The sequence below is a fragment of the Nocardia sp. NBC_01009 genome (genome assembly GCF_045208035.1).
Classification (GTDB): Bacteria; Actinomycetota; Actinomycetes; order Mycobacteriales; family Mycobacteriaceae; genus Nocardia.
This window is the reverse complement of record NZ_CP108695.1, coordinates 5,066,826-5,086,245: the sequence shown is the minus strand read 5'-3', so window position 1 is coordinate 5,086,245 and position 19,420 is coordinate 5,066,826. Positions and strand designations below refer to the sequence as shown.

General features: G+C 66.2%; 19 protein-coding genes. 6 read left to right on the top strand and 13 right to left on the bottom strand.

Features of this window, described 5'->3' with window-relative positions:
- Positions 1-362: 362 nt before the first annotated feature.
- The 7 genes from lnt to OHA42_RS22650 form a co-directional block, all read right to left on the bottom strand.
- Positions 363-1,982 (bottom strand): apolipoprotein N-acyltransferase, encoded by a 1,620-nt coding sequence (gene lnt, locus OHA42_RS22680; protein WP_406239548.1) that lies wholly within the window; start codon positions 1,980-1,982, stop codon positions 363-365.
- 200 nt (positions 1,983-2,182) lie between these two features.
- Positions 2,183-3,781: an amidohydrolase gene (locus OHA42_RS22675; RefSeq protein WP_406229875.1), complete on the bottom strand. Its 1,599-nt coding sequence runs from the start codon at positions 3,779-3,781 to the stop codon at positions 2,183-2,185.
- A 28-nt stretch (positions 3,782-3,809) separates the two neighbouring features.
- On the bottom strand, positions 3,810-4,061 hold the full coding sequence (locus OHA42_RS22670) for a hypothetical protein (RefSeq protein ID WP_406229874.1): 252 nt from the start codon (positions 4,059-4,061) through the stop codon (positions 3,810-3,812).
- Positions 4,062-4,124: 63 nt separating this feature from the next.
- Positions 4,125-4,427, bottom strand: coding sequence for a chorismate mutase (locus OHA42_RS22665; protein ID WP_406229872.1), 303 nt, complete (start codon positions 4,425-4,427; stop codon positions 4,125-4,127).
- Between the two features lie 52 nt (positions 4,428-4,479).
- On the bottom strand, positions 4,480-4,980 hold the full coding sequence (locus OHA42_RS22660; protein WP_406229871.1) for an FxsA family protein: 501 nt from the start codon (positions 4,978-4,980) through the stop codon (positions 4,480-4,482).
- Between the two features lie 103 nt (positions 4,981-5,083).
- Complete coding sequence (locus tag OHA42_RS22655; RefSeq protein WP_406229870.1) at positions 5,084-5,743, bottom strand: response regulator; 660 nt, start codon at positions 5,741-5,743, stop codon at positions 5,084-5,086.
- Between the two features lie 151 nt (positions 5,744-5,894).
- On the bottom strand, positions 5,895-7,070 hold the full coding sequence (locus OHA42_RS22650; RefSeq protein WP_406229869.1) for a sensor histidine kinase: 1,176 nt from the start codon (positions 7,068-7,070) through the stop codon (positions 5,895-5,897).
- 299 nt (positions 7,071-7,369) lie between these two features.
- Between OHA42_RS22650 and OHA42_RS22645 the strand changes: the two genes are divergently transcribed.
- Positions 7,370-8,137: a sulfite exporter TauE/SafE family protein gene (locus OHA42_RS22645; protein ID WP_406239547.1), complete on the top strand. Its 768-nt coding sequence runs from the start codon at positions 7,370-7,372 to the stop codon at positions 8,135-8,137.
- 17 nt (positions 8,138-8,154) lie between these two features.
- Here OHA42_RS22645 and OHA42_RS22640 read toward each other — a convergent pair whose 3' ends face one another.
- Positions 8,155-8,706, bottom strand: coding sequence for a TetR/AcrR family transcriptional regulator (locus OHA42_RS22640; protein ID WP_406229868.1), 552 nt, complete (start codon positions 8,704-8,706; stop codon positions 8,155-8,157).
- Positions 8,707-9,165: 459 nt separating this feature from the next.
- Between OHA42_RS22640 and OHA42_RS22635 the strand changes: the two genes are divergently transcribed.
- On the top strand, positions 9,166-10,695 hold the full coding sequence (locus tag OHA42_RS22635) for a TldD/PmbA family protein (protein WP_406229867.1): 1,530 nt from the start codon (positions 9,166-9,168) through the stop codon (positions 10,693-10,695).
- 20 nt (positions 10,696-10,715) lie between these two features.
- Complete coding sequence (locus tag OHA42_RS22630; RefSeq protein WP_406239545.1) at positions 10,716-12,092, top strand: metallopeptidase TldD-related protein; 1,377 nt, start codon at positions 10,716-10,718, stop codon at positions 12,090-12,092.
- 51 nt (positions 12,093-12,143) lie between these two features.
- Here the strand turns inward: OHA42_RS22630 and OHA42_RS22625 are convergent, their stop codons facing one another.
- Both OHA42_RS22625 and OHA42_RS22620 read right to left on the bottom strand, forming a co-directional pair.
- Positions 12,144-12,527: a PPOX class F420-dependent oxidoreductase gene (locus OHA42_RS22625; RefSeq protein ID WP_406229866.1), complete on the bottom strand. Its 384-nt coding sequence runs from the start codon at positions 12,525-12,527 to the stop codon at positions 12,144-12,146.
- On the bottom strand, positions 12,524-13,093 hold the full coding sequence (locus OHA42_RS22620) for a PadR family transcriptional regulator (RefSeq protein WP_406229865.1): 570 nt from the start codon (positions 13,091-13,093) through the stop codon (positions 12,524-12,526). Before OHA42_RS22620 ends, OHA42_RS22625 begins: the two co-directional genes overlap by 4 nt.
- Positions 13,094-13,424: 331 nt before the next feature.
- Between OHA42_RS22620 and OHA42_RS22615 the strand changes: the two genes are divergently transcribed.
- Positions 13,425-13,574, top strand: a complete 150-nt coding sequence (locus tag OHA42_RS22615; protein WP_406229864.1) for a hypothetical protein — start codon at positions 13,425-13,427, stop codon at positions 13,572-13,574.
- A gap of 13 nt (positions 13,575-13,587) precedes the next feature.
- Here the strand turns inward: OHA42_RS22615 and map are convergent, their stop codons facing one another.
- Positions 13,588-14,355, bottom strand: coding sequence for a type I methionyl aminopeptidase (gene map / locus OHA42_RS22610; protein ID WP_406229863.1), 768 nt, complete (start codon positions 14,353-14,355; stop codon positions 13,588-13,590).
- Between the two features lie 98 nt (positions 14,356-14,453).
- On the opposite strand from map, the gene OHA42_RS22605 reads away from it, so the two are divergent.
- On the top strand, positions 14,454-14,717 hold the full coding sequence (locus OHA42_RS22605) for a helix-turn-helix transcriptional regulator (RefSeq protein ID WP_406229862.1): 264 nt from the start codon (positions 14,454-14,456) through the stop codon (positions 14,715-14,717).
- Between the two features lie 169 nt (positions 14,718-14,886).
- Here OHA42_RS22605 and OHA42_RS22600 read toward each other — a convergent pair whose 3' ends face one another.
- Together OHA42_RS22600 and OHA42_RS22595 are read right to left on the bottom strand one after the other, a co-directional pair.
- On the bottom strand, positions 14,887-15,279 hold the full coding sequence (locus tag OHA42_RS22600; RefSeq protein ID WP_406229861.1) for a PPOX class F420-dependent oxidoreductase: 393 nt from the start codon (positions 15,277-15,279) through the stop codon (positions 14,887-14,889).
- Between the two features lie 176 nt (positions 15,280-15,455).
- Entirely contained in the window at positions 15,456-16,739 is a 1,284-nt protein-coding gene (locus OHA42_RS22595; protein WP_406229860.1) for a cytochrome P450, read from the bottom strand.
- Positions 16,740-17,075: 336 nt separating this feature from the next.
- Here OHA42_RS22595 and OHA42_RS22590 point away from each other — a divergent pair, with 336 nt between their 5' ends.
- Entirely contained in the window at positions 17,076-18,719 is a 1,644-nt protein-coding gene (locus OHA42_RS22590) for a GMC oxidoreductase (protein WP_406229859.1), read from the top strand.
- Positions 18,720-19,420: the final 701 nt, after the last annotated feature.

The window sequence follows — 19,420 nt, the reverse complement described above, 5'->3', positions numbered from 1 at the left end:
GGACGTGATCCACGCCCTATGATTCGGAGCACCACATCGGCCGGATGGCCGACGTTTTGGATTTGTTTCACATCCAACGCCGTTGGCGGCAAGCCACTTTCGTCAGCTACGTCTCCGCAAACCTGACAATTTTGGCGAAAATAGCCCTATACGGCGGGATATGACGAGAAGCAGGGCAGTAAATCTCAGCCCCGGCTACAGCCTGGCGAACGGTGCATGAGGCCGCGGGGCGAGCACCCGTCAGTCACACCCGCCCCAAAAGATACCGAATGTTCGGTTATTGGACGTGTCATCGCTGCGTGGAGAAGATCAACCGCCGCATGGAACCATCGGCGGCAGCGTGGATCGAACGTGCGCCAGGATCACCCGACCGGCTCATCGAGGGAAGCATCCGCACCGGTCGCTGTGCTACCGCGGGCATTGCGCCGCCGGGTAGTCGTGAACACCACAGCGGCAGTGGTCAGGATAACCGAGAGCAGTTCCGGCGCGGGTCCGATTCGGGTCGCAAATGTCATCGAGCTGCGCAGCGGTAGCTCGGCGACCAGCGCGGCGGGCACAAACTTGGCGGTCTCCTGCTGTACCGCACCGTCCGCCCCGATGATCGCGCTGACACCGGAGGTCGCGGCGACGACGAGCGCGCGGCCGTGCTCGACCGCGCGCACGCGCGACATGGCCAGCTGCTGGTAGGTCATCTCGCTGTCGCCGAAGGTCGCATTGTTGGTCGGCACGGTCAGCAGTTGGGCGCCTGCTCGCATCGAATCACGGAAGGCCCGATCGAAGGCGACCTCATAGCAGGTGGCAACACCGATCTCGACGCCGTCGGCGCGCACCACACCGTCGCCATGACCGGGCACGAAATATCCGGCACGATCGGCATATTCGGAGAACAGTCGGAAGAAGCTGCGCATCGGCAGGTACTCGCCGAACGGCTGGATGATCTTCTTGTCATGCCGCTCCCCCGGACCGGCCGCGCCGTTCCACACGATCACCGAATTGGTCGTCGTGCGGTCGGCGTTCACCAGCACCGCGCCGACCAGAATGGGCGCACCGATCTGCTGCGAAGCTTCGGTAATCAGCGCGCCCGCGTCGGCGTTGCGCAATGGGTCGATGTCCGACGAATTCTCCGGCCAGATCACGATGTCCGGCTTGCGGACCTGCCCCTCCGCGACTGCCCGAGCCAATTCCTCGGTGCGCCGGACATGGTTGTCCAGCACGGCGCGCCGCTGCGCATTGAAGTCCAACCCGAGCCGCGGCACGCTGCCCTGGATCGCGGCGACCGTGATCATCCGGTCGCCATCCTCCGGGTCGGGCAGCGCGGACCGGAGGATCGCTCCGGCGCAAGGCATGATAGCCAGAGTCACTGCCGCAGTTATAATCCCGAGGCGAGCGGGCCGGCTACGGGTTGCTTCGGCGTCCGCACGCGCTGCCACCCGCAGCTGGAGAACAAAGGCCGCCGTCGCAGCACCGGTCAACGCCACCGCGAAGCCGATCAACGGAGCGCCGCCGAGCATCGCCAACGGCAGATACCATCCGTCGGCCTGACCGAATGCCACACGGCCCCACGGAAACCCACCGAAGGGAAAGCTGGATCGGACCCATTCCGTCGTCGTCCAGGCCAGCGCCACCCACAGCGGCCAGGCAGGCAACGTGCACAGCAGGCGCACCAGTAGTCCGAAAAGTCCGACATACACCGCACACACCGTCGAAAGCGTCAGCCACGGCACCGGGCCGACGTAGATCCCCGTCCACGGCAGCAGTGGAATGAAAAACCCGAGGCCGGCGAGGAATCCGAAGCCGAATCCGCCGTGCAGCCTGCCACTGCCGCGCACCGTCAGCGTGAGCACCGCGATGCCGAGCGGCGCGAGGAACCACCACGGGCGCGGCGGGAAGCTGCCGAACAACAACACACCCGCGAGCACCGACGACACCGACCGCCACCACACCGGATGCCGTCCGATGAGGGTCGTGAGCTGCCGCCACAGGTCAGCGCCCCACTCGCGGTTCACCGGTGGCCGCCTTCCGCCACTACACCCGTCGGCCCGTCTCCCACCGGGTCCTCACTGGTCATCAACCATAAATCCGGTCGCGTCGCCCCGCGGCCTGCTGGGTTCGTCACGGTCGCGCGCTCCGCGATGCAGGCCGCGCGGTGGCATCGAGATCCGTCATTGCGATACCGCCGGTTTCACGCTTCATGAATCGTTACTCCGCGGTGCACGGTGCGCAAACAGGTCGGCAGTGCGGCATCGAGGTCCAGCGGGGGCAGTCCGGGGACCCGGGAACGCGGGTCGGTGGACCAGCGCTGGACCGTGTCCGCGGCTGCGGCGACGACGAGTTCGTCGGCGTCCCACACCGCGTAGGAGGCGGGAGCGCCAGGGATCAGCGTGCCCGCAATACCGTCGCGAACTCCGCCTGCTCGCCACGCTCCCCTGGTTGCTGCGGCGAAGGCGGCGCGCGGCGAGAGACCGTGGCCGGAAGTACGGTGCTGGACGGCGGCGCGGACGGCCGACCAGGGGTCGAGAGCAGTGACCGGTGCGTCCGATCCGATCGCGAGCGCTATACCGGCAGCGGCCATCGCGGCGAAGGGATTCAAGGTGGCGGCGCGTTCGCCACCGAGTCGGGCAGCGTACATTCCGTCCTGCCCGCCCCAGGTCGCATCGAAAGTGGGTTGCACGCTGGCGATTACACCCCAGGTGGCGAGTTTGCCGATCTGCTCGGCATCGATCATTTCCGCATGTTCGACGCGGTGCGCGCGCGCGGCGACGGCCGGTCCGCCCAGAGCTGTCACCACCCGCTCGAATCCGGCGACCACCGCGTCCATCGCGGCGTCGCCGATAACATGGAAGCCCGCCTGGATTCCTGCCTCGGTGCACGCCTGCACGTGTGCGGCGATCGCGTCGGTGTCGATGTAGCCGATGCCGGAGGCGCTGGAGTCGGCATACGGCTCGCGCAGCCAGGCGGTGTGCGAACCGAGCGAGCCGTCGACGAACAGATCGCCGCCCAGTGCGTGCACACCGAGTTCACCGGCCAGGGCCCGCGCCTCGTCCGCGGTACGCACCAGCTCACCCCAGTACGCACGAACTTCCACACCGTGCTTGAACTCGAGCAGTTCGCGCACGTCGGTGCGGCCCGCGATCTCCGGTCCAGCGCACTCGTGCACGGCGACGATGCCACGGGCGGCCGCGGCATCCAGAGCCGCCCGGCGGGCCCGATCACGGTGGGCCCGATCCAATTCCGCGAGCACGGTCGTGCGCACCAGGTGATGCGCGGTGGCGCGCAAGGGTTCACCCCTGGTGAATCCGGTCGCTCCGGTCACCTGGGGGACGGCGTTCAACAGCGCGGTGGACACCACTGCCGAATGCGCGTCGACCCGTGACAGATAGACCTGACGGCCGATCCCCGCCGCAGCGTCGATCTCCTCGATAGTCGGTGGCCTGCCCTCGGCCCAGCGCGTCTCGTCCCAGCCGTCACCGAGGATCGCCCCTTCGGGATGTGCGGTCGCATATTCGCGCAGCAGTTCCAGGCAGTGGGCGAGCGAACGCGCGAGCGACAGGTCCAACCCCGTCAGCTTCAAGCCGAGCGCCGTCACATGCACGTGCGGATCGACGAACGCCGGTGCCACGAACGCATCGCCGAGGTCGATGATCTCCGCATCGGCATGCAGCGCCCGGCCCGGTTGCTCGGCGCCGAGCCACACCACGGTCCCGTCGGTCACCGCCATGGCCGTCGCGTCGGGTGAACTGGAACTGTAGAAGCGACCGCCGATCAGCAACTGGGTACTCACGGGAGACCAGTCTGCCGTATGTGGCTCGTCAGCCTTTCAGCGCCGCTTGCGGTGACTCGTCGGGCGGCAATGCCAACAGCGCCATGACTTCGGCATACGCGGGCGGCGACGCACCGTGCCCACTGCCCGAAGGGCGGCAACCCGCCTCCACAGCAATGAGCTCCAGCCGCAGCGCCGCGGCCGTGAATCCGGAAATAGATTGTCCCGCAGCCGCCGCCGCCTGCCTGACGGCTGCGGCCAACTCCTGGCTCACCGTCACGGTGAGCTGCTCGGTGGCCATCTGGGCACGATAGCCCTTCGGACCGCCGTGCGGAAGTAGGCGGGTGCCCAGCGGCAGCAAGCGCTACGTGGCGACCCGGTCGCGAATCGCGGCCTGCTCCGCCAGTTCGAGTTCGATGAAGGCGCCGATCATTGCCCGCCATACCGATTCGGCGACCGCGGGCGCCAACCCCGCCGCGGCGGCGCGCTCCCGCGCCAAGGCGACTACCTGCTCTACCCGGGTGGGCGCTCGCACCGCGTGCTCATCGGTCTTGTGCGTGGCGGCCATGCGCACCAGTTGCTGGCGGTCGGCCAAGAGCCGGACAAGGTCCGCGTCGATCGCATCGATGCGAGAGCGGACCTGTGCGAGTGACTCCGGATCAGACATGTCCGTAGACCTTAGGCCACGGCATGCCCTTCGGGGGCGCGAGCGCGATCGGTCAGCCGCGGTCGATCGCGCGGCGAGTGCTGGTCCGTCCGTCGTCGTACCACTCGGTGACGACGACACCGTCGACGACATCGTCGCGGCGAATGATGTCGTCACCGTCGATGACGACACCGCGGTAGGGCATCGCCGCGGCCAAGCGGCCGAAGCGGCGCGCACCGAACGCGGTCACCACGGGCCGGACCAGGAAGCGGGTCGGCGGCAGCAGCAGAAGCAGACCGAACAACGAGGTGACAAGGCCCGGGATGAACATCAGCAAGCCGCCGACGGCGACGAGCACGCCATCGGCAGCCGCGGTGCCGGGGGCGATTTCACCGCGGCCTGCGCGGCGGAACTGCTCGAACACCCGCCTGCCCTGCAAGCCGAACAGAAGCATGCCCGGGGCCGATCCCGCAATCAGCAGCAGGATGGTGGGCATGACACCGATCAACTGGCCGACGCCGATGAGCGCGGCGATCTCGACGACCACATAGAGCACGAACAACACGGCAGGCATGGCGATCCTTTCGGACGATCTACCCGATCCAACGCACCACAGCCCGGATTTTCTCCCGAACCGGGCTGATAGCTTGCTGAGATCTGCCGCTTGCTGACCCAGATCACCCGCCAGGACGAACCAGTCCGGTCTCGTATGCGAGCACCACGGCCTGGACTCGGTCGCGCAGTCCGAGTTTGGTCAGCACCCGGCCCACATGCGTCTTGACGGTCGCCTCCGAAAGGTACAACTGCTCGGCGATCTCCGCGTTGGAGCGACCGGCGGCGATCTGCTCGAGCACCTCACGCTCCCTCGCGGTCAGCACGTCGAGGACACCGGGGTCACGCATCCCGCCCGGGTCGTCGGCAATAAGCCGATCCAGCAGCCGCTTGGTCACTTTGGGCGACACCACCGCGTCCCCCGCCGCCACGCTGCGAATGGCGGAGATCAGATCCTCGGGTGGGGTGTCCTTGAGCAGGAAGCCGCTCGCCCCCGCCCGCAGCGCCCCCAAAGCGTGCTCGTCGAGATCGAACGTCGTCATCACCAGCACTCGGCAGCCGTCGCCCGCGTCGACGATCCGCCCGGTCGCGGTGACACCGTCGACGACGGGCATCCGCACGTCCATCAACACCACATCCGGCCGCAGCTCCTTGGCTCGTGACACCGCCGTGGCGCCGTTCTCGGCCTCTCCGATCACCTCGATGTCGGGATGCGCACCCAGCACCATCTTCAACCCCATGCGCATGAGTTCCTGGTCATCGACAACGAGAACAGTGATCGGCACCTGCCCAATCTATCGTCCCTGCGGGTCCACCCCGGCCGGTCCCGCTTCGCCCACCTTCCGATCCCGTGCCACCCTGTTTCCTTCCCGGACCGGCAGTCTCGCCTGCCCCATCACGAAAGCCGTTGCACTGCTGGATGATTCCGACTCAGCCTCAGGTCTCGTCGGAGATGTCGAGCGGAATAGTCGCGCACACGCGCCAGGCGCCGTCGGTAGCGCGGCCCGTTTCGAGGGTGCCGCCGAGGACGGCAATGCGTTCACGCATTCCGGCCAGCCCCATACCGCCGCCCTTGATCGCGTTGCCGTTCGGGTCCTGGACCGGGATACCGCCGGAGTCGGTGACCTCGATCAGGACGTCGGTCTCCCGCCGCAGCACCCGGACCCAGGCTTTCGGGTGCGGGCCTGCGTGGCGCAGGGTGTTGGTCAGTGATTCCTGGACGATGCGGTGCACACCGAGGCTGACCTCGGGCGGGATGGTGTCGAGTTCCCCGGTCAGCTCTAGTTCGACAGCGAGGCCGGTGCCGCGCATCATCTCGACGAGCTTGGCGATGCCAGCGGTCCCGTGCTGCGGCACCTGCTCGAGCGCTGGTTCGATACGCAGCAGCGCGACGGTGCGGCGCAGTTCGCGCAGTGCCTCGCGGCCGGTGCCTGCGATGGTGGTGAGGGCTTGCTCGGCGGCGTCGGGGTCGCGACGCAGTGCGTACCTCGCGCCGTCGGCTTGCACGATGATCACGCTCACCGCGTGCGCGACGACGTCGTGGAGTTCACGCGCGATACGGGTGCGTTCGAAGGACACCGCGTCGTGCGCACGCCGTTCCCGGTCGTAGTCGGCGACCGCAAGTCGTGCTGCGACCTCGGTGTCATAGGCGTGCCGTGCACCGATGAATTCCGCGAGCGTCCAGCACAGCAGGAAAAACATCGCGGTGAAGATGGCGTCGCTGCCCGCGGGCTTGTGTAACAGCAGGAAGGAAAAACTGCTGTCCACCGCGAGTCCAGCGGCGAACCACAGACCCTCGCGGCGGCCGACATAGGCGACCAGTGTGTAGAGCATGATGCCGAGCCCGAACAGTGCGATGTGGTCGGCCTTGTCCTCGGCCAAATATCCGACCACCGTGGAGGTGATCGACAGAGCCAGCATCGCCGCCGCCATCGCACGCGGATACAGCCGGCGGAAGGCCACCGGACCGGGCAGTAGCACCCCGATGCCGAGGTAGGCGAGCTTGTGATCGGAATTGGCCACGCCGAGCACCTCGAGCAGCAACAACGCCATGGCCAGCGCCGAATCCGCGACAAGGGGCCTACCGCGAAGCCACAGACTGAATCGGCGCACAAATATCAGCCTATGTCGGGGTCGGACACACTCGGTGGGCCGATCGGGAGATCCCGCGTGTCGTCCGGCCCGTGATCAGCTCGGCGGGCCGGTTCGACCTTCCTCGCATGTCGGCCCGACGCGCTCAGACCAGCGCTTCCGCCGATCTCATCGATGCGGCCGACCGCGGCTCGGGCATGTTCGGCGATCCCAGCTCCCGCATGGCGAACGCTCGGGAGATACGCGCGAAGCGGCAGGTCGGCCGCCGCAGCACATGGGTGCCGACGATCCGACCCGGGCCCGTCTGGTTTCCTGACTGCGTGGATTTTACAGACTGGGCGGCCTTACTGGTTGCCGCTACGGCCGCGGGTTGGGTCGACGCGGTGGTCGGTGGCGGCGGATTGATCATCTTGCCGACCCTGTTCCTGGTATCGCCTGGGATCACGCCGCAAACCGCGCTCGGCACAAACAAATTCGCGGCCGTCGCGGGCACAGGAGCCTCGGTAGCGACCTTCGCGCGGAAGGTTCCGATGCGCTGGCGGGTACTGCTGCCCGCCGCGGGCATCGCCGCGGTGGCCGCCGCGGCCGGTGCTGCCGCGGTCTCCCTCATCGACCGCGACCTGTTCATTCCGATCGTGATGGTGGTGCTGGTCGGGGTCGCGGTCTTCGTCACCCTGCGCCCCGCGATCGGTGTCACCATCGCGACGCATCCGCCGACGCGGCGCAAATTCATCTTGGTGGTCGCGCTGGCCGCCGGGCTCGTCGGTTTCTACGATGGCCTGCTCGGACCGGGCACCGGCACGTTTCTGATCATCACCTTCGCGACGCTGCTCGGCACCGAGTTCGTGCGCGCTGCGGCGATGGCGAAGGTGATCAACTGCGGGTCGAACGTCGGCGCGCTGATTTTCTTCGGCGTGACCGGTCACATCATGTTCGGGCTCGGCGCAGCCATGGCCGTGTGCAATGTGGCGGGCGCGATCGCCGGCTCGCGCATGGCTTTACGCAAGGGCGCGGAGTTCGTGCGGATCGTGCTGCTCGTGGTGGTGATCGTGATGGTGGTTCGGTTGGGCTGGCAGCAATTCGGCTGACGCGGGAAGCGCAGTGCTCAGCCGACCGGATGGGCGTGCATGGTGGAGTTCGAGGCGAGCCAGGGTTGCAGCACCCGCGAGGTCGTTTCGTGGATGTGCTGGTGCAGTCGCTCGCCGTCCTCCGCACCGGCGTGCGGACTCTGGAACAGCACGGTGAGCGCACCGGAGACAGCACCGACGACCGCACCGACCAACGCCGCGGCGCCGACCTCGTCCAGTTCCGAGGGAAACGCGTGATGCAGTTGCCTGGCGATCTCCCGCTGGGCGACCAACTGTGCGTGCGCCGCACGCCCGCTCACCGCAGGCACGATCCGCGAGACCTGTGCGCGCAATGCGGCGATCCGCGCGCTCAGATCGTCGACGAGATGTTCGCCGGGATTGTCGCCCGCCGCGCGCAGCGCACGCAGCAGCACCTCCACCGGACGTTCGCCGGGGCGACGGCTTGAGATCGCGGCCACCGCCGCGCGCACGCGTTCGTCCTGCTCGGGGAACAGCAGTTCTTCTTTGCTCGCGAAGTAATTGAAGAACGTGCGGGTGCCGACCTCCGCCACGGCGGCGATGTCGGCCACCGTCGTTTCCTCGTAACCTCTATTCTCGAATAGTTCGACGGCTGCCTCGAGGAGGGCGCGGCGGGTACGGTCTCGTTTGCGATCGCGGAGGGCGGATGGCGGCACGCGGGCACAGTACGGCATTTGGCGACTTGGGTACGGTAGGCGACGGCTTCGCGCGTGCCGTTACCCATTTGCGATGGTCGAAGCCCCATCCACCCCGATTTGCGACGACCGGCGCGGCGTCCTGCAGCCTGCACTCCCGATAGCAACGAACCTCCGAACCGTGCGTCGCGGTTCGCCAGGGCGCAGCCGAACATTCACCCATTCAAGCGTTTTGGGCGGTCGCGATACGGGGCACCGCGCAAGCACCGTGTGCCGCTTTGCAGTTCATGCAACATTGCGCCGTAGGCATACTCGCACGGCGTGTATTTGCGGTGCTGCGCCACTGTAGCGAGGGGAGCGACTACGTTGGTCCGGGTGAGCATCGCGACTTCCAAGGATGTGGACGCCGAGTTCCTTTCGCTACCGCTGACCGCGCTCGCCGATGCCGCGTTGTCCGCGGCGAAGGCGGCGGGGGCAGAGCACGCGGATCTGCGAGTGCACCGGCTGGTCACCCAGTCGATCCGCTTGCGAGACGGCCGAGTGGAGGCAATCACCAATGCGACCGATCTCGGTTTCGCGGTCCGCGTGGTGGTCGATGGCACGTGGGGCTTCGCCTCGCACGCCGCGCTCACCCCACAGGCCGCAACCGAGGTGGCCCGCCGCGCGGTGACGGTGGCAACGACGTTGCGCGCGCTGAACCGTGAGCGCGTCGAGCTTGCCGCGGAGCCCCGCTACGACAATGTGCGATGGGTGTCGTCCTATGACATCGACCCCTTCGCGGTGTCGACCACGGACAAGGTCGCGCTGCTGCAGGACTATTCGGGCCGACTATCCGCCGCCGACGGCGTCGACCACGTCACCGCCTCGGTGCTGCAGGTCAAGGAACAGACCTTCTACGCCGACACCGCGGGCTCGACCATCACCCAGCAGCGGGTACGGCTGTATCCGCAATTCGAGGCGATCACCGTCGATTCCGCGGCCGGCGTCTTCGAAACCATGCGTACCCTCGCGCCCCCCGCGGGACGCGGCTGGGAGTACCTCACCGGCACGGACAGCACGTGGGACTGGGGCGGCGAGCTCGCACAGATCCCCGGGTGGCTGACCGAGAAGGTGAAAGCCCCGACCGTGCAGGCAGGCCCCACCGATCTGGTCATCGACCCGACCAACCTGTGGCTGACCATCCACGAGTCCATCGGCCACGCCACCGAATACGACCGCGCCATCGGCTACGAATCCGCCTACGCCGGCACCTCGTTCGCGACGCCGGACATGCTCGGCACCCTGCGGTACGGCACCCCGATCATGCACGTCACCGGCGACCGCACCCAGGAGCACGGTCTTGCCACCGTCGGTTACGACGACGAAGGCGTTGCCGGGCAGCGCTGGGATCTGGTGCGTGACGGCGTCCTCGTCGGCTACCAACTCGACCGCGTGTTCGCTCCGCGTCTCGGGCTGGACCGCTCGAACGGCTGCTCCTACGCCGACTCGCCGCACCATGTTCCGATCCAGCGCATGGCCAACGTCTCGCTACAACCCGATCCCACCCACGACACCACGACCGAAGAACTCATTTCGCGCGTCGAGAACGGCATCTACATCGTCGGCGACAAGTCGTGGTCGATCGACATGCAGCGCTACAACTTCCAGTTCACCGGCCAGCGGTTCTTCCGTATCCGGGACGGCAAGCTCGACGGCCAGCTCCGCGACGTCGCCTACCAGGCGACGACCACCGACTTCTGGGGCTCGATGGAGGCGGTGGGCGGACCGTCCACCTGGCGGCTCGGCGGTGCGTTCAACTGCGGCAAGGCCCAGCCGGGTCAGGTCGCGGCGGTCAGTCACGGCTGCCCGTCGATTCTGGTGCGCGGCATCAACATTCTCAACACCCGGACGGAGGCGGGCCAGTGAACGCGATCGGTACCGGCCTGATGCCCGCGGGCGCGGTCGTCGAGCAGGCGCTCGCCCTCTCGCGCGCGGACGAGGCAATAGTGATCGTCACCGACGCCAACGAGGCTTCACTGCGGTGGGCAGGCAATTCGATGACCACCAACGGTTCCTCGATTTCCCGCGACTGGGCGGTGATCTCGGTCTTCCGAGACGGACCGAACTCCGCGCGGGTCGGCAGCATCAGCTCGACCAGTGTCGACCCGAAGGACATCGAGGCCATGGTGCGTGCCAGCGAGGCGGCCGCCCACACCGCCGAACCCGCCAAAGACGCGATGCCGTTGCTCACCCCCGACGTCGACGACGCAGCCGACTGGGCGGCGGCGCCGGGCAGCACCGGCATCGAGGTTTTCACCGCTCTCGCCCGCGACCTGTCCAAGGGTTTCGACGGTACTGATCGCCTCTACGGTTTCGCCCACCACCAGATCCACACCACCTGGCTCGGCACCTCGACCGGTATCCGACGCCGGTTCGTGCAGCCCACCGGTTCGGTGGAGATCAATGGAAAACGCGGCGAGGGGGCCGATCTGGCCAGCGCCTGGGTCGGTGTCGGCACCGCGGACTTCACCGATGTCGACATTCCCCGCCTGCTCACCGAACTCGCACGTCGCCTCGATTGGTCCAAGCGGCGCGTCGAGCTGCCCGCGGGCCGCTACGAAACCCTGCTGCCGCCCTCGGCAGTCGCCGACCTGATGATCTACATGGCCTGGGAGATGCAGGGCCGCGGCGCGCAAGAGGGTCACACCGCCTTTGCCCGCGCGGGCAGCACCCGAATCGGTGAGCGGCTCACCGACATTCCGCTGACCCTGTACTCCGACCCGTGGGCCGGTGGTCTCGAATACCGTCCGTTCGTCGCGACATCCGCTTCCTCGGAGGCGCTCTCGGTCTTCGACAACGGCATGCCCGCACAGCGGGTCGACTGGTTGCGCGACGGCGTCATCGAATCTCTCGTCTATCCGCGCGCCACCGCCGCCGAATTCGATGCGCCCACCACGCTGCCCGCCGAGAACCTGCTGCTCACCGGCGGCTCCGACGCCGATCTCGACGATATGATTGCCCGCACCGAACGCGGCCTGCTGCTCACCACACTCTGGTACATCCGCGAGGTCGACCCGGCCACACTGCTGCTGACCGGGCTCACTCGTGACGGCGTCTACCTCGTCGAGAACGGGGAAGTCACCGCCGCTGTCAATAACTTCCGCTTCAACGAGAGCCCCATCGATCTACTGCGCCGCGTCAGTGAAGCGGGTGCGACCGAGACCACGCTCCCCCGCGAATGGAAGGACTGGTTCACCCGAACGGCCATGCCGCCGTTGCGAATTCCCGACTTCCACATGTCTTCGGTCAGTCAGGCGACCTGACCGACGCGGGCAATGGTCGGCGGCTGATCATCCGACCGCGCCCAGGGACGGTCAGGCGACGGGTGTGATTTCGATGCCGATGGTGGCCGCTTTGCCACGGCGCAGGGTGCTTCCGAGAATTACCAGCGGGCCGAGCAGCCAGTACTTCTTCTTGAGTAGCTTGCGGACCCGCTCGGTGCCCTCCGCATCGAGCACCCGCCCGGTGCCCTCGATCACCTCGCCGTGCGGCTTGCCCGAGGCGCTGCACGGCTGCACCGTGACGGCCGGGTTGCGGCGCAGCCGTTTCACCTTCCAACTGTCGGTCACCGTCCACACATACAGCTTGCCTGCGTCGGCTGCCGCCCACACGGCGGTGGCGACGGGTGTGCCGTCCTTCCGGAACGTTGTCAGCAGAACGTAATCCGCCTTGCCGACGGCCCCGAGCGTGTTCGTCATGAGGGCAGCGTATTCGGTCGGTCGGGCATCCGGTATTCGCCCGCTTCCAACCGTTCGAGCAGGCCGCCGGTCCACCCGGCCAGGTGGCCGAACACTCCGCTCCACAGTTCGAGCAGGTCGGTGGCGTGTGGTGGTTCGTAGCGGCCGGGGAACGAGGGGATCATGGCGAGCAGGTCGTTGCGGACGGCTTCGCTGCGGCGGCGCTGTTCGCGCAGCTTCTCGACGACGTGAGCACGCGGCAGCGTGTCCATGAACGCGATCGCGGCGCCGAGTTCTTCCATGTCGATGCTCACCAGCGCCTCGTCCATCAGCGCGCGAAACTCTGCCTCGCCGGCTTCGGTCACTTCGAACAGGGTGCGGCCAGGGCCCTGATCGCTGCCCTCGGTCCCGAAGGCGCTGAGTTTGCCTTCCTGGGTCAGTTGCCTGAGCGCGTGATAGATCGAGCCCGGTTTGACGTTCGTCCACGTTTCCGCACGCCAGGACAACAATTCGCGGCGCACCGCATAGCCGTAGGTGGGTTGACGCAACCGCATCACACCGAGGACGAGCAGCCGCACAGCCGACATGAACGAGCTCCTTTCATCACAGGCAAGGTTCCCGCGAAGGGCTGCCCGCGCATCACCCGATTCCGGCCCGGCCAGAGCAGGTTCACAATGGTCGACCCGGTGGGCAACTTCGTGATCTACATCCAGCGCGACGAACCGATGGAGGTCGAGTACGGCGGTTCGCGTGAGCTCGAAGGCCTGGCACGGGTTGTGAACAACGCGCGAATCCTGCGCGATTTCAAGAACGACGACAAGACCGCCATCCGCGTACTCGAGGTCGGACTCGGACGATTCGGCGCCGAAGCCCCCCCCCCCCCGCAGACAAGGCACGGCACTGTCCGCGCTGATCGAATTGTCCGTTGCCACGAACGAATCCGCCCGTGGCGAACGGTGCCGCACCGAACTGCGGGCGATGAAGCTTTCCGAGGCCGAGCGCACGTCGGTAGCGAAAGAACTGCGCGCGGCGACCGATCTGGCCGACTGGCTATCCGAAGAAAGCTGACCTGAGCCGCCCGTCATCCGACCAGCGTCAGGATCTCCGGTCCATCGGCAGTGATCGCCACGGTGTGCTCGGAATGCGCGGTGCGCGAGCCATCGGCCGACCGAATCGTCCAACCGTCGGGATCGGTGTAGATCTGGTCGGTCGTGGCCGCGAACCAGGGCTCGATGGCAATCGTCAGCCCCGGCCGAAGCCGGTATCCGCGCCCGGCGCGCCCCGCATTCGGTATGTGCGGGTCTTCGTGCATGGTGCGCCCGAGGCCATGCCCGCCGAATTCGGTGTTCACCGGATACCCGTAGCCATGCGCCACATCCGCGATCGCGGCCGAGATATCTCCGATCCGATTGCCGGGCAACGCCACTGAGATTGCCGCGACCAAGGCCTCCTCCGTGGCCCGCACCAGTTGGACATCCGCCGGCGCGGCCCTGCCGACGATCACGCTGACTGCCGAATCCGCCACCCAACCGTCGACGCCGATCGCCAGATCCATGCTCAGCACATCACCATCACGCAGCACGTAGTCGAACGGAAGCCCGTGCAGCACAGCGTCATTGACCGATAAACAGGCGGTGTTACGGAACGGTCCCCGCCCGAACGACGGCGCGTAATCCCAGTAGCACGACTCCGCGCCCCGCTGCCGAATCCGTTCCCGCGCAATAGCTTCCAGGTCCAGAAGGTTCATACCGACCTGCGCGCGCTGCCGCAGCTCTGCCAGGATCTCCGCGACGAACTCCCCCGCGACTCGCATCCGCGCAATCTCGTCGCGACTCTTCAGTTCCACCATCAACCTGCTCCGTTCGGTATTTTAATACCACTCTAGCCGGTGCGGTATTTTAATACCACCCACTTGCGGTATTTAAATACCGCTCATACGCTGATGTCATGGTTCGCCTCCCACTGACGCCCGCACAGGTCGAGGCCGGTCGCCGCCTCGGCACCCGGCTGCGCGCCGCTCGCGCGGACCGCGACCTCACCGAAACCGCTGCCGCAGCAGGAATCTCGCCGGAAACCCTCCGCAAGATCGAAACCGGCCGCCTCCCCACCCCCGCCTTCGGCACCATCGTGTCCGTCGCCGCGGTTCTGGACATTCCCCTGGAAGAACTAGCCGACACCTGGCGCTCAGCCGGCCTCGCCGAATCCGCTTGACGACCCTGGGCGCGAGCTCGAACGCAGGACCCACACCGTCATCGTGGCGCTTCTAACCGCCTCTGGGCGCGGCTACTGCCCGCAAGAAACAGATACCGGCGTTGTTGTGTCGCGTGGCCCCGCTAACTGCCGAGAGCATGGGCTCCCGCATCGCGGCACCGGCGAGCCCTTACTCCCCAGCGACGGCGCGAGGTGTAATGACGATGCCGACAGACCGATCCGCGCCCCTGATCAGCTTGTGCCCGCGGATGGCGAGTTTGCCGAGCAGGCCGTATTTGTCAGCGACGAGGTCGCGCACTCGCTCGGTGCCCTCGGGGCCCAGAATCTCGGCAGTCCCGGCGAGGACCTCCCCGCCACCGGTGCGACCGCGGTTATCACACACCTGGACCGTGACATCCGGATTGCGCCGGATGCGCTTGACCTTCCAGGTGTCGGGGTTGGTCCACACCACGATACGGTCGCCGTCCGGCGCCACCCAGACCGGAGTTCCGACTGTAGTGCCGTCCTTCTTGAAAGTAGTCAGCCGCGCGTACTTGCTATTGCTCACTTCATTCCACGTCATGACAAAACGGTAGGCCGCTGGCGAGGCTGGAGACATCCGTCTACGGTCACATTCCGAACTACGCGCCATGACGTACTTCCATCGCCCGTGAGCTGACGTTATTCCCCCAATCGGCCCTCCTTCACAGGGCACGACCGGACCCCGCGTTGCGCCACCGACGTCACGGCCTCATACAGCTAGTCGGCAGATAGTTTGGCGGGCATCGAGCGGTAGCTGTTCAGATTCACCAGGCCACGTGGGATCGGCGGGCCGTCCAGACGCAGATCCGGGTACCTCTCGAAGAGCGCGCGCAGTGCGACGGCGCCTTCCAGTCGGGCAAGGCTGGCCCCCAGGCAGCCGTGCACCCCGCTGCTGAACGATAGATGTTCCGCGGCGTTGGCCCTGGTCACATCGAATCGTTCGGGATCGGGGAAGACGGTGGGGTCCTTATTGGCGCCCGCCAGCAACAGCAGGACCAGGGAACCGGATTTGACATGCTGATCGGCGATGTCGACGTCACAGCTCGCGATCCGGCCGGTTATCCGTATGGGACCGTCGTAGCGCAGGATCTCCTCGACCGCCCCCGGCCACAGCTCTGGCCGCGCCGTCAGCATGTCCAACTGGTCCGGATGGCTTGTCAGCAGGGCGATTCCATTGCCGAGCATGTTCACCGTCGTCAAGAATCCGGCGTCCAGCAGCAGGGCCGCGTTGGCCACCTGCTCGCGGCGGGTGAGCTCGCCACCTGTCACCAGCATACTGAGCACATCATCGCCCGGTCCGGCGCTGAGCCCGGCGATGTGCTGTTCGAAGTACCGCTGCCCCTCGGCCAGGTCTTCGATGGCGCGGCGGAAAGTGGTCCAGGTCAGGCCTCGGTCGAGCAGCGGCGCACCGGTATCTCCCCACTTCAACATGGTCGAATGCATGTCGGCGGGCAACCCGAGAATCTCGGCGATGATCGCGATGGGCAACTGCGCGGAGAAGTCGTCGATCAGATCCGGTCGAGGCGTCGATTTCAGGCGTTCGAGCAGGTCATCGGTTACTTCGACAACCCGTTCCCCCAGTTTGGCTATCGCCTTCGGCGTGAATGCTTGCCCGACCAGGCGTCGGTAGTGGGCGTGTTCGGGCGGATCGGTCACCAGCATCGAGGGCGGTTCCGCGAGGTTGGGAAGTTCCAGATCGGTCTTGGTCAGCACCCAGCGGATCGGCTTCGGCAGGGCTCGATTGTTGGGCGTGACCACGCCGAAGCGACGGTCCCGCAGGATCAGTCGGCACAGTTCATGGTCCGCGGTCACACGAACCCTCGATATCGTTGGCATCCGTCCCCGCCGCCGGATCTCCTCGATCGATCGAGGCGCTCCGAGCCCGCGATCCGGACCGGCCAGGATCTGCGCGAGGGGATCGCCCCGACGCGCCGACCACACGAGATAGGACCTTGCCAGGCGATGCAGGACCAGCCACCGAATCCACGCGCGCGTTAACATTGTCACCTCCCACGCTGGACTTTCCCTATGGTAGAGCGCCGCCGACGGCACCGTCGGCTAATCTTCGGCTAGTCTCCGTCCGCGAGGGTGACGGAGGGGCCGGAAGGCGCTGCGTATGGCCGACACGGTGGTCGAACGGACCGACTCCGGCTTGTGGTCCTGGCTCGCAGGTAGCGTGGTAGAACGGACTTTGCCGGGATCAGCAACCCCCGACGATGCACATCGCCATAATCATCGCCAGGTACCGGCCACCAGCTCGCGCGTTACCGAGTTTTCCGAATCACCAAGAGATTTGGGGATGTGATGGAGCGACGTTCAGATCACGTGCGGGGCACGATGGACAGGCGCGGTTTCGTCAAGGGCGTCGGCCTGGCCGCCACGATGCTGGGTCTTGCGGGTGGAAGTACACTTGCGACGGCCGGGTCCCCGGCGTGGGCGGACGACTACGGCCTGAACCCGAACGCGTCGGTATACCGCGCACTGGTGCCGGAAATCTTCGCGCCGCTGCCGGATCCGGCCGACCACGTGCCTGCGATCGTCGTCGGATCTGGGTTCGGGGCGTCGATCACCGCGCTGCGCTTGGCGCAGTCCGGGACCGAGGTCGCGGTGCTCGAGCGTGGGTCACGCTGGCCGAATGATCTGTGGCGCGACATCTTCGCCGTCGACACGATTCCGGATGGCCGCGGCTTCTGGCATCGCACCACCTTTACCGGCGTGACCAGGATCCCCATGTCGTTCGATCCGTTCGGCGGTGTCCTCGACGTTTCCAGCTACCCAGGCATCGATGTGTGGCGCGGAGCGTGTGTGGGCGGCGGCTCGGTGGTGTTCACCGGGGTGATGATCGAGCCGGAGCAGCGGTTCTTCGACCATGTGTTCGGCGGCGTGGTCGACTACCGCGAGATGCATGACGTCTACTACCCCAGGGTCCGAAATATGCTGCGGCCGAGCCCGATCCCGGACGACATCTATCACTCTGTCGCGTTCGCACACGCGCGGGCCTGGGACGATCAGTTCCGCGCGGCCGGCTATATGCCGCAGCACATCGACGGCCTTTGGAATTGGAACGTCGTCCGCGACGAACTGGCCGGACGATCGACGCCGTCGGCGACGGTCGGCTGTTCGAACCTCGGCAATTCCAACGGCGCGAAGTTCGATCTGAATCAGAACTACCTGCGCTATGCCGAGGACACCGGCGTTGCGCGGATCTACCCCGGCCACCGCGTGGACGCCATCGCCAAGGAATCGGGAGCGGCGGGTCGTTATACCGTTACCGTGACCAAACTCGCACCTACCGGTGAGGTGCTCCGTATCCGGACGCTGACCTGCGACAAGCTGTTCCTCGGTGCAGGCTCTATCGGCACCTCCGAGCTGCTGGTGCGCGCGCGGGATACCGGCGCGCTGCCGAACCTGAACGAGCACATCGGCGAAGGCTGGGGCAGCAACGGTGATGTCGGCTTGGCACGGCCGCTCGGCTCGTTGGACGTGGGTCTGCAGGGCACGCCGTCCGCGAGCCGGATTCTGGACGAGGCGGGCGCACCTGTGTCGCTGGAGAACTGGTTCATCCCCGGCGCAACGCCTTTTGACATCGGCACTCTCGCGTCGCTGGGCATAGTGCTCGACGACACCCGCGGCCGGTTCGTCTACAACCCGACCGATGGGCGGGTGAACCTGCAGTGGCCTGAAAACGGCGCTGCCGGCTACCTCGCACGAGCGCAGGAAGTCAACGACAAGGCGGCCTGCGACTGCCCGACGATCGCCCTACCAGTCTTGGGAGGGGACGCCTCATTCACCTCACATCCGTTGGGCGGCGCAGTGATCGGACGCGCAACAGACCGGTACGGTCGGGTGTGCGGTTATCGAGGCCTATACGTGATGGACGGGGCGGCTGTGCCCGGCAGCACCGGAACAGTGAACCCGTCGTTGACGATCAGCGCGCTGGCTGAGCGCAATATCGAACAGATCATCAGTTCTGGAGAGTAGTGCACTCGCTTGGGCGGGAGACCGTTGTGCGCCAGGACGGTGCATGAGTCCCGCCGAGCCGGAAAGACGACCTTTAAGGATGCGGCGCCCCGTGGGCGATAAATCAGGCAATAGAATAGCCGAACCATCGACTAGCGAGCCCGAATCAGCATCGTCGAATGCAGACAAATGCGGCGCAAGATCAGTCGAAATGCGTTGGACCTGCACTTACTTTTGTGAAATTAAACAGTGGAGCCACGGATAATCGAAGTCCATATCTAGCTTCTGAAAGCCGCTGGTCCATCGCTTACTCCGTAGATTTCACCAATTCCCAGGAGGCGTTCGAGGCCGCTTCGGTACAATTCGACCCAATTTGCATCTCGTTCAATATCACGGCAAGCACAAGGTCAAGACAGCTATCAAACTCGCCGCTGTTGGCCAGGGTCATCAATAACGACGGGCCGACGATCGATCGCTCGCAGTCAAGGTAATCCACATTCGGGTGTCCACATAAGTGCATTGAAGTATCGAGTGGGGCGGATGTCTACGAGTCGACCGAGTTCGCCATTCGGGCCCGATATGTCTCAACGATCTCCGCCGAGAAATCGCAGCGCGCGCATGTCAAATTTCGAAATTTCAGACACTATTTCGCGGCGGCGGATCGCGGGCCCTCGGGGGCTTACGCATACCAATCAGTCGGCTTATACTGGGCGCGGTCGGGT

Coding starts and splice junctions, on each gene's coding strand:
- OHA42_RS22670 (WP_406229874.1), bottom strand. CDS start 4,061: ATGGCCACCGAGCAGCTCACCGTGACGGTGAGCCAGGAGTTGGCCGCA.
- map (WP_406229863.1), bottom strand. CDS start 14,355: ATGGTGGAACTGAAGAGTCGCGACGAGATTGCGCGGATGCGAGTCGCG.
- OHA42_RS22665 (WP_406229872.1), bottom strand. CDS start 4,427: ATGTCTGATCCGGAGTCACTCGCACAGGTCCGCTCTCGCATCGATGCG.
- OHA42_RS22660 (WP_406229871.1), bottom strand. CDS start 4,980: ATGCCTGCCGTGTTGTTCGTGCTCTATGTGGTCGTCGAGATCGCCGCG.
- OHA42_RS22605 (WP_406229862.1), top strand. CDS start 14,454: ATGGTTCGCCTCCCACTGACGCCCGCACAGGTCGAGGCCGGTCGCCGC.
- OHA42_RS22595 (WP_406229860.1), bottom strand. CDS start 16,739: ATGTTAACGCGCGCGTGGATTCGGTGGCTGGTCCTGCATCGCCTGGCA.
- OHA42_RS22590 (WP_406229859.1), top strand. CDS start 17,076: ATGGACAGGCGCGGTTTCGTCAAGGGCGTCGGCCTGGCCGCCACGATG.
- OHA42_RS22600 (WP_406229861.1), bottom strand. CDS start 15,279: ATGACGTGGAATGAAGTGAGCAATAGCAAGTACGCGCGGCTGACTACT.
- OHA42_RS22630 (WP_406239545.1), top strand. CDS start 10,716: ATGCCCGCGGGCGCGGTCGTCGAGCAGGCGCTCGCCCTCTCGCGCGCG.
- OHA42_RS22620 (WP_406229865.1), bottom strand. CDS start 13,093: ATGTCGGCTGTGCGGCTGCTCGTCCTCGGTGTGATGCGGTTGCGTCAA.
- OHA42_RS22625 (WP_406229866.1), bottom strand. CDS start 12,527: ATGACGAACACGCTCGGGGCCGTCGGCAAGGCGGATTACGTTCTGCTG.